This is a genomic window from Kitasatospora sp. NPDC058406, assembly GCF_042722765.1.
Classification (GTDB): domain Bacteria; phylum Actinomycetota; class Actinomycetes; order Streptomycetales; family Streptomycetaceae; genus Kitasatospora.
The window spans coordinates 17,596-30,639 of sequence record NZ_JBHXKE010000108.1; the positions used below are offsets into that span (position 1 = coordinate 17,596).

At 73.7% G+C, this 13,044-nt stretch carries 14 protein-coding genes; 8 read left to right on the plus strand and 6 right to left on the minus strand.

All coding sequences use genetic code 11. The annotated features are described in order from the left end of the window. The first annotated feature begins 250 nt into the window (after positions 1–250). Positions 251–1,696: a C40 family peptidase gene (locus ACFWOG_RS21800; RefSeq protein ID WP_380360402.1), complete on the plus strand. Its 1,446-nt coding sequence runs from the start codon at positions 251–253 to the stop codon at positions 1,694–1,696. 157 nt (positions 1,697–1,853) lie between these two features. Here ACFWOG_RS21800 and ACFWOG_RS21805 read toward each other — a convergent pair whose 3' ends face one another. Continuing rightward, positions 1,854–2,417 carry a dihydrofolate reductase family protein gene (locus tag ACFWOG_RS21805; protein ID WP_380360403.1) on the minus strand — a complete coding sequence of 188 codons (564 nt, stop codon included), beginning with the start codon at positions 2,415–2,417 and terminating at the stop codon, positions 1,854–1,856. A gap of 176 nt (positions 2,418–2,593) precedes the next feature. Between ACFWOG_RS21805 and ACFWOG_RS21810 the strand changes: the two genes are divergently transcribed. Beyond that, on the plus strand, positions 2,594–3,904 hold the full coding sequence (locus ACFWOG_RS21810; RefSeq protein ID WP_329951372.1) for a GNAT family N-acetyltransferase: 1,311 nt from the start codon (positions 2,594–2,596) through the stop codon (positions 3,902–3,904). Between the two features lie 11 nt (positions 3,905–3,915). On the opposite strand, the gene ACFWOG_RS21815 is transcribed toward ACFWOG_RS21810, so the two are convergent. Further along, complete coding sequence (locus tag ACFWOG_RS21815) at positions 3,916–4,734, minus strand: TetR family transcriptional regulator (RefSeq protein WP_380360405.1); 819 nt, start codon at positions 4,732–4,734, stop codon at positions 3,916–3,918. A 184-nt stretch (positions 4,735–4,918) separates the two neighbouring features. On the opposite strand from ACFWOG_RS21815, the gene ACFWOG_RS21820 reads away from it, so the two are divergent. After that, positions 4,919–5,503 carry a GNAT family N-acetyltransferase gene (locus ACFWOG_RS21820; protein WP_329885621.1) on the plus strand — a complete coding sequence of 195 codons (585 nt, stop codon included), beginning with the start codon at positions 4,919–4,921 and terminating at the stop codon, positions 5,501–5,503. Here ACFWOG_RS21820 and ACFWOG_RS21825 read toward each other — a convergent pair. Both ACFWOG_RS21825 and ACFWOG_RS21830 read right to left on the minus strand, forming a co-directional pair. Beyond that, positions 5,488–5,976: a macro domain-containing protein gene (locus ACFWOG_RS21825; RefSeq protein ID WP_380360407.1), complete on the minus strand. Its 489-nt coding sequence runs from the start codon at positions 5,974–5,976 to the stop codon at positions 5,488–5,490. The two genes, ACFWOG_RS21820 and ACFWOG_RS21825, sit on opposite strands and share 16 nt — an antisense overlap. Before the next feature lie 10 nt (positions 5,977–5,986). Next, positions 5,987–7,336 carry an MFS transporter gene (locus ACFWOG_RS21830; protein ID WP_380360409.1) on the minus strand — a complete coding sequence of 450 codons (1,350 nt, stop codon included), beginning with the start codon at positions 7,334–7,336 and terminating at the stop codon, positions 5,987–5,989. 137 nt (positions 7,337–7,473) lie between these two features. Here ACFWOG_RS21830 and ACFWOG_RS21835 point away from each other — a divergent pair, with 137 nt between their 5' ends. Further along, positions 7,474–8,439 carry a LysR family transcriptional regulator gene (locus ACFWOG_RS21835; RefSeq protein ID WP_380360411.1) on the plus strand — a complete coding sequence of 322 codons (966 nt, stop codon included), beginning with the start codon at positions 7,474–7,476 and terminating at the stop codon, positions 8,437–8,439. Positions 8,440–8,724: 285 nt separating this feature from the next. Here ACFWOG_RS21835 and ACFWOG_RS21840 read toward each other — a convergent pair whose 3' ends face one another. After that, positions 8,725–9,351 (minus strand): YceI family protein, encoded by a 627-nt coding sequence (locus tag ACFWOG_RS21840; RefSeq protein WP_329885617.1) that lies wholly within the window; start codon positions 9,349–9,351, stop codon positions 8,725–8,727. 145 nt (positions 9,352–9,496) lie between these two features. Then, positions 9,497–10,030: a DinB family protein gene (locus ACFWOG_RS21845; protein WP_329885616.1), complete on the minus strand. Its 534-nt coding sequence runs from the start codon at positions 10,028–10,030 to the stop codon at positions 9,497–9,499. Between the two features lie 227 nt (positions 10,031–10,257). Between ACFWOG_RS21845 and ACFWOG_RS21850 the strand changes: the two genes are divergently transcribed. From ACFWOG_RS21850 to ACFWOG_RS21865, 4 genes are all read left to right on the plus strand, one after another. Beyond that, positions 10,258–11,412, plus strand: a complete 1,155-nt coding sequence (locus ACFWOG_RS21850; protein ID WP_380360413.1) for a MerR family transcriptional regulator — start codon at positions 10,258–10,260, stop codon at positions 11,410–11,412. A gap of 149 nt (positions 11,413–11,561) precedes the next feature. Continuing rightward, the gene (locus tag ACFWOG_RS21855) at positions 11,562–11,975 is read left to right on the plus strand and encodes a helix-turn-helix domain-containing protein (protein ID WP_380360415.1); all 414 of its coding nucleotides are present in this window, start codon (positions 11,562–11,564) and stop codon (positions 11,973–11,975) included. A 20-nt stretch (positions 11,976–11,995) separates the two neighbouring features. Continuing rightward, entirely contained in the window at positions 11,996–12,514 is a 519-nt protein-coding gene (locus ACFWOG_RS21860) for a hypothetical protein (protein ID WP_380360417.1), read from the plus strand. A gap of 134 nt (positions 12,515–12,648) precedes the next feature. Further along, on the plus strand, positions 12,649–12,999 hold the full coding sequence (locus ACFWOG_RS21865) for a DUF2516 family protein (protein WP_329951380.1): 351 nt from the start codon (positions 12,649–12,651) through the stop codon (positions 12,997–12,999). The last annotated feature ends 45 nt before the right edge of the window (positions 13,000–13,044 follow it).

Sequence of the window (13,044 nt, forward strand, 5' to 3'; positions counted from 1 at the left end):
GGCTTCAGGTGTGAAAGCCGCCCGGCTTGAGAACATGGCGGTCAGTGACCGTCTTGTCACGCAATGGGATGGTTCGTCCGGCCGTCATCGGCGGACGGGGGTCGTCGGGCCGCCCGGTCGTCGGGTCATCCGGCCGCCCGGTCGTCGGGCCGTCGCCGGGCCGGTGCCGGATCTCGCCGAACGGGCGCGGTTCCGCCGCCGCCGGGTACGGCGGGCCGTCCTCCCTCGTGACCGTTCGAAGGGGTGACCCGTGGCGCGCAGAATCCTGCCGACCCTCCTGATTGCCCTCACCGCCCTGCTCGGTCTCCTTCCCGCGGCGACGGCCGCCCCCGCCGAGCCGGCCGCCCCAGCCGAGCCGGCCACCTCCGCCGAACCGGGCGCTGCCGCCCCCGTGGCAGCCGGGCCGGGGGAGGGGGCGTACCCGTCCGCCCAGGAGATCGACGAGTCCCGGGCCGAGGCCGACCGCCGGGCCGGCTCGGTCGCCGCCATCGAGGCCGGCCTCACCGCGGCCAAGGGCGAACTCGACCAGGCCGGCCGCACCGCAGAGCAGGCCGTCGAGGCCTACAACGGCGCGCAGCTCGGCCTCACCCGGGCCCGCGTCGAGGAGTCCGCCGCCGGCGACCGGGCCGCGGCGGCCGAGGCCGATCGGGTCGAGGCCGCCGAGAGCGCCGCCCAGTTGGCCGCCGAAACGTACCGGCAGGGCACCAGCGCCGGGCTCTCCGCCGTCAACGCGCTCCTCGGTGCCCGGGGGCCGCGCGAGGCGGGGGACCAGGCCGCCGTGGTCGGTGTCGCCAGCGACCGGACCCGGCAGATCCTCGACGCGGCGGTCTCGACGGCGGAAGCCGCCGGCCGGGCGTCCAGCGCCGCGCGGGTCGCCACCGAGACCGCCGCCCGGGCCGCAGCTGAGGTCGGCGCGGCCCGGGAGCGGGCCGAGGCCAGGCTGACGGCGCAGCAGGAGCAGGTCGTCGCGGTCGGACTGCGGCGGGAGCAACTGCTCGCCGACCTCGCCGCCGCCCGGCACACCACCGTCGAGATGGAGCGGCAACGGCGCGAGGCACTGGAGGCGATCGCCGCCCGGGAGGCCGAGGCCGCCGCCCGCGCCGCTGCCGAGAAGGCCGCGGCGGAACGGGAGGCCGCGGAGCGGGCCGCGGCGGAACAGGCAGCCGCCGAGCGGGCGGCGGCGGAACGGGCCGCCGCCGAGCGGGCCGCGGCGGAGAAGTCGGCTGCCGATCGGGCGGCCGCCGAGAAGGCCGCTGCCGAGAAGGCCTCCGGGGCGGCGAAGGGGCCCGCCGCGCCCGCCGCCGTCCCGCCGCCCGCCCGGCCCTGGTCGGCCGAGGGCGCCGCCGCCGCGGTGGCCTTCGCGAAGTCCAGGATCGGCCTGCCCTACGTCTGGGGCGGCGAGGGGCCGGGCGGCTACGACTGCTCGGGGCTGACCATGATGGCCTGGCGCCAGGGCGGCAAGCCGCTCAACCACTTCGCCGCCGACCAGTACGCGCAGTCCTCCCCGATCACCTACCGTCAGCTGCGTCCCGGGGACCTGGTCTTCTGGAGCTCCACCGGTCGTGCGGCCGACATCCACCACGTCGGCCTGTACATCGGCGACGACCAGATGATCGAGGCCCCCCGCCCGGGCACGCGGATCAAGCAGGCCAGCCTCTGGATCATGGGCACCCCCGACTTCTACGCCCGCCCCTGACCCGGGCCCCTCGCCGATGCAGGGGCCCCAAAGCCCCGGCGGAATCTCACGGCACTCGGCAGATGGACGGCAGATGTGCCACTGCCATGAGACCTGCCGTTCAGGGCTTCACTCGTGGGTGGTTCGGGCGGTAGCCCGGGTCGCCGGGGACGGGCGCTCAGCGCCTCGTCTCGTACCTGGTCAGGACCACGCCGCAGGGGAGCGTCCGCGTCTCCACCAGGTTGAGGTTCACCCAGTTGTCCAGCGCCGTGAAGAACGGCGTGCCGCCGCCCACCAGGACCGGCGCGGTGGCCAGCACGTACTCGTCAATCAGCCCGGCCCGCACGGCCGCCCCGGCGAGCGTCGCGCCGCCGATGTCCATCGGGCCGCCTTCCTCGGCCTTGAGCCGGGTGATCTCGGCGACCGCGTCGCCGGTGACCAGGCGGGTGTTCCAGTCGACCTCGTCGATCGTCGAGGAGAACACCACCTTCGACATGTCCCGCCAGCGGCGCGCGAACTCGATCTCCGCCGGGGTGGCGTCGGGCCGCCGGTCGCCGGTCGGCCAGTAGGAGCTCATCGTCTGCCACAGCTTGCGCCCGTACAGCGTCAGGTCGGTCGCCTGCAACTGGTCGGACCAGAACTGGAACAGCTCGTCGCTCGGCACGCTCCAGCCGATGTCGTCGCCGGGCGCGGCGATGTAGCCGTCCAGGGTCAGGTTCATGCCGTAGATCAGTTTTCGCATGGCGCCAGTCTTCCGTGAGTCGGTCTCACGCGTACGGACCGGCGCGGCCCCGGCGACCCGTCCCCGACCCGCCTCCGACCCCGTCCCCGACCCGAGGCCGGCACCGCCCGCAGGGCCACGGCCGCCGGGGGAATAAATCGGATGCCGTTGGCGAAACCCCGCCGTACGGTGGGCGAATGGGCATTGACGCACACGGTGGGACCCGTGACCCGGGCAGCCGGCCGGAGGAGCAGACCGACACCATCGGCGGCATCGAGATCCGGTCGATCGCCGAGGACGAGATCGAGCCGTGGGACCGGGCGCTCGTCGTCGGCTTCCTGCGCCCGCACGTCGGCAGCGCGGCCGACTACCGCAGACGGCAGTGGCAGCCGGGCCGGATGCTCACCGCCGTCGACGCGGGCAGGTTCGTCGCCACCTACCGCAGCTTCGACACCGAGCTGACCGTCCCCGGCGGCGCCGTCGTCACGGCGAACGCGCTGACGGCCGTCACGGTGACCGCCACCCACCGCCGGCGCGGACTGCTCAGCGGCATGATGGCCCGGGACCTCGCGGCGGCGCGCGAGCGCGGCGCGGCGGTCGCGATCCTGATCGCCGCCGAGTACAACATCTACGGCCGCTTCGGCTTCGGACCGGCCACCCGGGGCCACGGCTGGAACATCGACCTGCAGCGCGCGGGCGGCCTGCGGGCCGGGTTGCCCACGGTGCCCGGCGGGCGGATCGACCTCGTCACCATGGCGGAGCTCCGCAAGCTCGGCCCGGAGCTGCACGACCGCTGGCGGCTCACCCAGCCAGGTGCGATCGCCCGCGACGAGGTGATGTGGAAGCGCTACACCGGCGAGATCGAGGTGCCGGGCTTCGACTGGAAGGAGCCCTTCGCCGCCGTCCACCGGGACGCCGAGGGCACCGCCACCGGCCTGGCCGTCTACAAGATCGACGACGCCTGGGACGGTTCCTACCCGAACTGCACCCTCACCGTGCTCGACCTCTTCGCCCTCGACCGGGGCGCCGGCGCCGAACTCTGGCGCTACCTCGTCTCGGTGGACTGGGTGCGCAAGGTCGTGGTGGAGAACATCGGGCCGGACGACCCGTTGCCGCTCCTGCTGAACGACCCGCGCGCGGCCACCCCGTACGCGGACAACGCCGACTTCATGTGGCTGCGGGTGCTGGACGTCGAGGCGGCCTTCAACGCCCGGACGTACGGCGCGCCGGGCCGGGTGGTGCTGGAGGTGGAGGACCGCGACGGCTACGCGGCCGGCCGCTGGGCGATCGACGTGGGCGCGGACGGCACCGGCCGGTGCAGCCGGACCGCCGACGAGGCCGATCTGGCGATGGACGCCTCGGTGCTGGGCTCGCTCTACCTGAGCGGCGAGACGGTGCCGCGGCTCGCCGCGGCCGGTCTGGTCACCGAGCTGCGGCCCCGTGCGGCGGCCGACGCCGACCTGCTGCTCCGTACGCCACTGCTGGCATGGAACCTCGACGGCTTCTGATCCGTCGGCGACTACTTGACCGCCGTCCTGCCGATGGTGGGCAGGATGAAGTCCTGGATCAGGCCCTTGGCATCGCGGACGATCGGGCGGAACACCCGGTAGCGCGAGAGGTTGATGACGCGTGCGGCCATGGGCGTCGACCGCCGGACGAACTCCCGGGTGCGCTCGGTGTCGGGCGTCCGGTCGAACACCCAGTAGAGCACCACGACCATCAGGTGCAGCCACAGGACGTCGGGCAGCAGCTCCACCAGCTCGGTGTCCAGCTTGGGCGCCAGGTCGGAGCCCTCCAGCACCTCGCGGAACAGTGCCACGGCGGTGGCGCGGGCCGGGTGGGACTCGTTGGAGAACGGGCTGAGCGAGCTCGTCGGGTCGGCGGCGGTGCGGAAGAACTGCGCCGCGAACTCGTGGTACGGGGCGGCCGTGTCGAGCCAGGAGGTCAGCGCGATCTCCAGCCGCTCCGAGAACTCCCGGGTGTGGGCCATGCGGTTCCTGGCGTCCGCGGCGTGGTCGTACGTCATGCGGTCGTAGAACCCCTGGATCAGGAATTCCTTCGCCGAGAAGTAGTAGTACGCGTTGCCGACCGAGACGCCCGCCTCGGTGGCGATCGCCCGCATCGTGGTCTTCTCGTATCCGCGCTCCTGGAACAGCCGCATGGCCGTCTCCAGGATCAGGGCCCGGGTCTGCTCGCTCTTGTCGGTCTTCGGCTGGGCGCGGCTGCCGCGCGCCTCGGCCGACGGCGCCGCGGAGTTCGGCCCGGCGCCCTCGGCGCCGTCCGTTCCGCTGGTGCCGCTGGTCCCGTTCGTACCGTTCGTCGCTGCCAGGTCGTCCACGGGCCCGAGCCTAGCCCGATCGGTCAGTCCCAGGCGGTGTCGGTGCGGGCGGCACCGGATGCCCCCTGCGCATCCGGTGCCGTCGCTTCGCCGCCTTGTCTTTCGAACGCGTTCAAAAGCATGTCGTGACTGTAGCGGCGGGGATTGAACATGTTCAACACGGAGGGTGTGGCAAGCTCGTCACATGATCACCACCATTCGCCGGGGCACCGGACGCGACGCCGAGGCCGTGGCCGGGCTGCACGCCGCCAGCTGGCGGACCGCCTACGCCGGTATCGTCCCGGCGCCGGCGCTCGGTGACGGGCTGGCCGCCGAACGGCGCGAGATCTGGGCGCTGCGGCTCACCGTCGACTACGGCGATCCGGAGGTCACCCCCGAGCTGCTGGTCGCCGAACGGGCCGACGTGGTCGTCGGGTTCGCCTACCTCGTCCCCCAGCCGGACGGCCGGGTGCTGCTCGACAACCTGCACGTCCGCCCCGGGCTCACCGGCGGCGGCATCGGCCGCGAGCTGATGGACGCGGCGCTCGCCCACGTCGCCACCCGCCACCCGGGCGCCGACCTCTACCTGGAGGTGCTGACCGCCAACACGCGGGCGGTCGCGTTCTACGAGCGCGCCGGGGGCCGGCGCACGGCGACCGGCGAGGGTGTCTTCCCCGGCGGCTACCGGCTGCCCGAGTACGAGTACACCTGGCCGGCCCGGGTGCACCGGACCGAGGTCGGGGACCGTCCGGCCGGGGCGGACGCCGCCACCGGTCAGTCGCGGTCGTAGACCGTCACCGGTATCCCCCGGTCCGTCAGGCGGGCCGTCACCAGCGGCTCCACCAGCTCCCACCGGCCGCCGGCCGGCCCGCACCCGATCTGCGGCATGTGGACCGATGCCCCCAGCCCGGCCGCGTGCCCGCCGAGCGCGGTCAGCGCCGTGTCGATCGCCTCGTACCGCACCGGCACCGCGGTCGAGCGGGCCGTGCGGATGCCGTGCTGTCCCACCATGTTGGCCACCCAGAGGGAGTCGTCGACCCGGACGAACTGCACGGCGCCCAGGCCGAAGTCGTTCCCCGCGCGCTCCCGGTGCCAGCGGCGGAAGGCCCGCTCCGGCTCCGGCCACCGGCGCGAGAGCGCCAGGACGAACCCCCTTCCCCAGCCGCCCAGGTCGTTGCACACGTGCGCGATGACCTTCACGCCCTGGTCCAGGGGAGCCGTGGCATCGCCACGGACGTACCGGACGGCGCTCTCCGTTGTCATGATTCGAACGTTAGTACGCGCCACTGACGGAACGCGCGGCAGTTTCGTCCGAAGCCCTCGAAGCCCTCGAAGCCCCCGACTTCCCCGAGGCCGTCGGCGCTTCCGACGCTTCCGGGGCCGTCACCGCTGCGGTCTCCGGAGCGGCGTCCGCAGGCGCCGCCACCCCCGCCACCCCCAGGTGGCGCCGCCCGGCCAGGGCGATCAGCAGGGCGAGTGAGGCGGCCCCGGCCGGGAGCCAGAAGCCGGCCCCCGGTCCGGCCTGCTCCGCGACCACGCCCGCCAGCGAGGAGCCGGCCGAGATCCCGACCAGGATCCCGGACACCGCGATCGCCATCGCCTCGTTCAACTGCCTCTGCGGCAGCAGCTCCTGGATGAGGGTCATCCCGGTGACCATGGTCGGCGCGGTACCCGTCCCGGCGACGAAGAGCGCCGCCCCGAGCAGTGCGAGCCCGGCCCCGCCGAGCCCCGCGGCCAGCGGCAGGAGCAGCAGTCCGGCCATCGCGGCGACGCCCCACAGAAAGCGGACACCCGGTGCCCGGCGCGGGCGGAGGGTCCCGAACGCCAGCCCGGCCACGCAGGACCCGGCGGCCACCAGCCCCAGCAGCACCCCGGCCACCGGCCGTCGGCCCAGGGCGTCGGCGTACGCGACGGTGGTCAGTTCCAGCGAGCCGAAGATCACGCCCGTGGCGAGGAAGGTCAGCACCAGCACCCGCAGCCCCGGCGCCCGGAGCGGCGAGCCGTGCCGCTCGCCCGCCGCCCGCTCCGCCAGGGGCGGTTCGGTGCGCCGCTGGGCCGCGAAGAGCAGGGCGCCGCCGGTGCCGAACGCTCCGGCGGTCAGCATCCCGGCCTCCGGCGCGAACGCGGTGCAGAGCACCATGCCGAGCACCGGTCCGGCCATGAAGCAGAGCTCGTCCAGCGCCTGTTCGAAGGAGTTGGCCAGGTGCCGTGCGGCCGGGTCGTCCCGGTACAGGTGTGCCCAGCGGGCCCGCGCCATGCCGCCCAGATTGGGTGCGGCCGCGCAGGCCGCCCAGCACGCGTAGAGCGTCCAGTCGGGCGCTTCGAACCGGACGAGCAGCAGCAGTCCGGTGAACGGCAGCGCGTTGTACAGGGCGGCCGGCACCGCCACCCGTGACTGCCCGTACCGGTCGACCAGCCGTCCGAGCAGCGGCATGCCGATCGCCCCGGTGGCCAGCCCGGCCGCCGCGACGGTGCCCGCCAGCGCGTACGAACCGCGCCGGTCGGCGAGCAGCACCACGAGGGAGACGCCGGTCATCGACATCGAGAGCCGGCCGAGCAGCCCGGCGAGGGTGAACGCGGCGGTGCCGGGCCGGGTGAACAGCCGGCGGTACGAGGCGAGCATGGGACTCCGCGGGGAGAGGAGGGGGGAGGGGCCCAGCCTCGGTCCGGCGACCGGTCGTGGTCCAACACCTGTTTCGCCGCACTGACAACAGAATGCTGTCGATCGACCCGGCCCGACCTCGTTGCTAGCCTGCCGCCATGTCCCGTGACCTGCACCCCCGCCTGCTCCGAGGCTTCGTGGCGACTGCCGAGACGCTGCACTTCGGCCGGGCCGCCGAGCGCCTGCACGTGGCCCAGCAGGCGCTCAGCCGGGATGTGCGCGCGCTGGAGCGGCTGCTCGGCGACGCGCTCTTCACCCGGACCACGCGGAGCGTCGAACTCACCCCGGCCGGGCTCGGGTTGCTGCCCCGGGCGCGCCGTCTGCTGGCCCTGCACGACGAGATCCTGAGCGGCGCCGCCCACCGCCCGCTGCTGCTCGACCTCAACAGCGACGTCACCGGACCCGACCTCACCGGCGGCCGGTTGCTCGAACGGGCCCGCGCGGCCCGGCCGGACGGCGAACTCCTGGCACGCTTCCACGGTGGTCTCGCGGCGGCCTCGGCCGAGCTGCTCGCCCACCGGCTGGACGTCTCGTTCGGCCGGTTCGCCGGCCTGCCGGCCGGGGTGCGGGCCCAACTCGCGCAGGTGCCGGTCCGGTTGGAGCGGGTGTCGGTGATGATGAAGGCCGTGCACGTACTCGCGGACCGGCCGGCGCTGCGTCTCGCCGACCTGGCCGGGCACCCGGTGGACGTGTGCGCGGGCAACCCGGCCACCACCGAGTGGGCCGATCTCGGAGTCCGGCTGCTGCGCGAGCACGGCCTGACCCCGGCCGCGCCGTACGTCCCGCCGGTCGGCGTGGACGAGACCGCCCGCTACCTCGCCCGGCACGGCGATCCGATGCTGACCACCGTCGGCGGCCCGTTGATCCCGGGAGCGGTGAACGTGCCGCTGGTGGATCCGGTGCCGCTCAGTCTGGTGAGCCTGGTGCACCGCCCGGACCTGCGGCACCCCGGGCTGGTCGCGTTGCGTGCGGCTGCGGCCGAACTCGGCGCGCGTGAACAGTGGTTGCGTCGGCCGGCGGGCAGCTGGCTGCCTGCGGCGGACGGCGCGCTGCTGGCCGTCTGATCGCCGAGTGGACCCGAGCCGGGCGGCAGGGCGCGGCGGGCGGGGTGGGCCGGACTCGGGCGGGGCCTCGGCGTGGCCGGATCCGGCCGTCAAATCCGTGTGCGAACCGGGCGCCCGGCAGGAATCACGCCGTAAGCGGCTGTTGTTGTGGCCGAGTACGACCTCGCCCCTGCCGCTCGGGGGTCGGCAGGGGCGAGGCGGATGCGGGCGCGCGGTCGGCCGGGGGAGCCGAAGGGCGCGCCCGCGGCATGCGGGGCACAGGGCCCGTGGCCGAGGTCGGCCGGGTCAGGCCGCCTTCACTGCGGAGATGTCGAAGCTGAGCTTGACCTTCTCGCCGATCAGCACGCCGCCGGTCTCCAGCGCGGCGTTGTAGGTCAGGCCCCAGTCGGTGCGGTCGAGGACGGCCGAGCCCTCGAAGCCGACCCGCTCGGCGCCGTAGGCGTCGGTGGCGGTGCCGGTGAAGTCCAGGTCCAGGACGATCGGGCGGGTGGTGTCCTTGATCGTGAGCTCGCCGGTCATCCGGTAGGTGTCGTTGCGCACCCGCTCGGCGGAGGTGCTGCGGAAGCGCATCTCGGGGTAGGTCTCGGCGGCGAAGAAGTCGCCGGTGCGGAGGTGCTCGTCGCGCTGGGTCTGGTTGGTGTCGATGCTCGCGACCTTGATCACCAGCTCGGCGCTGGAGTTGACCGGCGTGGTGCCGTCCAGGTGCAGCTTGCCGTCGTACTCGGTGAAGCGGCCCTTGACGTTGGTGACCATCGCGTGGCGGACGGAGAAGCCGATCTCGCTGTGGGTGGTGTCGATCGCCCAGTCGCCGCTGAGGTGGCCGAGGTCCGGCCCGGTGGGTGCGTCGACGACGGCGGTCGCGGTGCCGGTGGTCGCGGTGGTGGCGGTCTTGTTGCGGTTGAACAGGCCCATGGCTCCTCCTCGGGTTCGAAGCCAGTTGTTTAGGCTTCAACTTGATGGCTCCACCATAGACCCGTTTCGTTCAAAGTTCAACCAATGGCGCGACGGCCCTCGCCCGGAGTGTCCGGGCCGGGCCGTCGCGGTCGGGTGGAGGTCGTCAGCCGACCTGCGCCAGCTCCTCGCCGACCAGCTCGAAAGCGGTCCGGCCGTCCAGTGACTCGCGGATGATGTCGGCGTGCCCGGCGTGCCGCGCCGTCTCCTCGATCAGGTGCAGCAGCACCCAGCGCGCGGTGCGCCGCGAGCCGGCCGGGAACCACGGCGCCTCCGGCAGCGGCGCGTCCACCTCAAGGTTCGGCAGCTCCTCGATGATCCGCTCGGTCTCCGCGGCCACCTCCGCGTACCGCTCCAGCCAGTCGGCCAGGGTCTCGCCCTCGGTCAGCGCGAAGGAGCTCTCCCGGTAGTCGTGCCGACCCTCCGCGCGGTCCAGCAGGATGCCGACCACCCACTCGCGCTCGCAGATCGCCGCGTGCTTGACCAGCTCGGCCAGCGAGAGGGCGCTGGCGCTCGGCCGGGTGGCGGCCTGCTCCTCGGTCAGTCCGAGGACGGCCCGGCGCAGGCCGCCGCGCTGCGCGGCGACGAAGGAGAGGAGGGCGTTGCGCTCGTCGGTCTCGGCGTTCACCAGGGTGGGCATGGTCGGCAGGCCTCTCGTCGGTGGGGTGTTCCCGCTTCGGTAGTACTGAAGGTATCGGCTAACTAGGTCAGATCCTGTCCTCCTCGGGGCGGGGTTCGAGGCCGGTTCGTCGAGTGCCGCATCGGTATCGTCGGACCTCGGACGTGCGAGCGGAGGAACGCCTCCGGCCGCGTTGCCCACCCCCGCGACTTGACCCTCGACCTGGTCGAGCCCCCAGAGTCCCCGACATGGAGAGCGACCTGCGAAGCATCGGTGAGCTGGCCCGTGACAGCGGCCTGAGCGTGAGCGCGCTGCGCTTCTACGACGGCGCCGTCGTGCTCGCCCCGGCCTGGGTCGATCCCCGGACCGGCTACCGCTGGTACGCGCCCGGACAGCTCGCCGACGCCCGGCTGCTCGCCCGGCTCCGACGGGTGGGCCTGCCGCTGGCCGACATCCGGGCCGTCCTCGGCGCGGCCCCGGGCGCCGCAGTCGCCCACCGGGTGCTCGACGCGCACCTCGGCCGGCTGGAGGACGGCCTCGCCGACGCCCGCCGGGAGCTCTCCCTGATCCGCCGACTGATCGACCAGAGGGAGAGTCCCATGACCGTCACCACGATCGAGCACCGCTTCACCGTTCCCGCCCGGGAGCTGGCCGACGCCCTGGACGCGGTCCGCTTCGCGGTGGGCAGTGACCCCGAACTTCCGGTCCTGGCGGGCGTGCTGTTCGACCTGGACGGCGGCCTGCTGCGGCTGGTCGCCACCGACCGTTACCGGATGGCGCTCGCCGAACTGCCCGTGACCGCCGACCGGGTGGCCGACGCCCCGGCCGCCCCTGCAGCCCCCGCAGCCCCCGATGCCCCTGCCGCCGTCGGTGCGTCCGTCGCCGTGATCGTCCCCACCGCCCTGGTCGACGCCGTCCGCGCGCTGCTGGGCTCGGGTGCCGAGCGGGCGGAACTGGCGCTCGGCGACGGCTCCGTCCGGGTCGAGACCGGGGGCCACCGCATCGAGGGGGCCACCCTCGGCCACGACTACCCCGACTACCGTGCGCTGGCCCGACTCGACCCCGTCCACCGGGTGGACCTGTCCGCCGCCGAACTCCGTGACGCCGTCCGGTCCGCGGCCACCGGCAGCCTGCCGTCCGGCCCGCACGGCGCCGACTGCGAGGTCGCCGTCCTCACGCTCGACGCCGACGGCCGGCTCACCGTCGCGGCCCCCGACGCGGAGCGGGTCCCGGAGTCCGCCCGGGTGGCGGTCAACCGGGACTTCCTCCTGGAGGCCCTCCCGGACGCCGGTCCCGGTCAGCTCGTCCTCGAACTCGGCGGCCCCGTGGCGCCGCTCGCCATCCGGACCCCCGGCCACCCCGGGACCTTCTCGATCCTGATGCCCGTCCGCCTCCCGGCCTGACCTGCCGGACCTGACCGGCGGCTCCTCGGCGGCTGGGTCACCGAGGAGCCCGGCCGGGTGTCCGGTCGTCGCCGGCGGGGCGGAACCGCGCGTTTGCTGGTGCTAGCACTTCGCTTGCATTTGCAAGCAGGGTGGGGCAGGGTGGTCGCATGGCCTCACTGAACGTCGGCTCGCTGGGCGAGTACATCCGCGAGCAGCGGCGGAACGCGCAGTACTCGCTGCGGCAGTTGGCGGAGGTCGCCGGCGTGTCCAATCCGTACCTCAGCCAGATCGAGCGAGGGTTGCGCAAGCCGAGCGCGGAGATCCTGCAGCAGATCGCCAAGGCGCTGCGGATCTCGGCGGAGACGCTCTACGTCCAGGCCGGGATCCTGGAGGAGCGGCGCGGTGAGGGGCTGGAGCTGCGGGCCTCGATCCTGGCCGATCCACTGATCAGCGAGCAGCAGAAGCAGGCGCTGCTCGCGGTCTACGACGCCTTTCTCAAGGAGAACGCCGCCGACGGGCGACCCGGTGCGGACGAGCGTACGGACGAGCGTACGGACGAGGACGAGGGCAAGACGCCCTGAACACCACGGGAGGACCGGCCATGCCGATCACGGACGACATCAAGAAGACCCTGACCGACCCGACCCCGCTCTACGCCCTCGCCGGCGCCGGGGACCTCGCCTACGAGAAGCTCCGCGAAGTGCCGGGCAAGGTGGAGGCACTCGCGGCGGACCCCAGGGGCGCGCAGGAGAAGGCCACCGCCAGGCTGGCCGAGGCCCAGGCCCGGCTGGTCGAGGCCCAGGCCAAGGTCACCGGCTCGGTCACCACCCTGCCCTCCGACCTCAAGGTGCTGCAGGAGAAGGCCCAGACGTTCGCGCTCCAGCAGGTGGGCCGCGCCGTCGAGTTGGCGGTGAAGGCCAAGGAGACCTACGACGAGCTGGCCGAGCGCGGCAAGGTCGTGGTCGACCGCGGCCGGACCGACGCCGACGGTGACGCGACCGTCGAGGCCGGGACGGCGGCCGTCGAGCCGATCGACGTCGAGCCGATCGAGGCCGAGCTCGTCGAGGAGGACGTGCCCGCCCCCAGGAAGAGCGGCCGCGCCCGTAAGTCCGCGGAGTAGGGCGGAGCGGGAGCAGTGGCGGGCCGGGTCGGGGCGCGCCCCGGTGATGCGGGGACGTTGACCCCCTGGCGGGTGGCTCACCGTGCCAGGATGGGCGGCAGGGGTGCCGCAGTCGAGATGCAGAGGAGGCCGTGATGGCCGGAGTGGGCCAGATCCTGGTCTTGGACTACCTGAATCCGTTCTGGTGGCTGGCCGTCGCCATCCTGGGCTACAAGCTGTACGCGTTGATCGACGCGGCGACCCGTCCGGAGGACTCCTACCGGGCGGCGGACAAGAAGACCAAGGGGTTCTGGCTGGCCGTCCTCGGCATCGCGTTCGGGCTGGACCTGCTCTTCGGGGCGGACTTCCTGACCAGCTTCCTCACCCTGGCGGGCCTGGTCGCGGCGATCGTCTACGTGGTGGACGTCCGCCCGGCGATCCGGGCGCTGACCGACCGTGGCGACCGGGGCGACCGGCGCAACATGGGGCCCTACGGGCCCTGGTAGCCGCCCGGCACGGAGTGTCCGAGCCCCGGCCCCCGAGGGTCCACC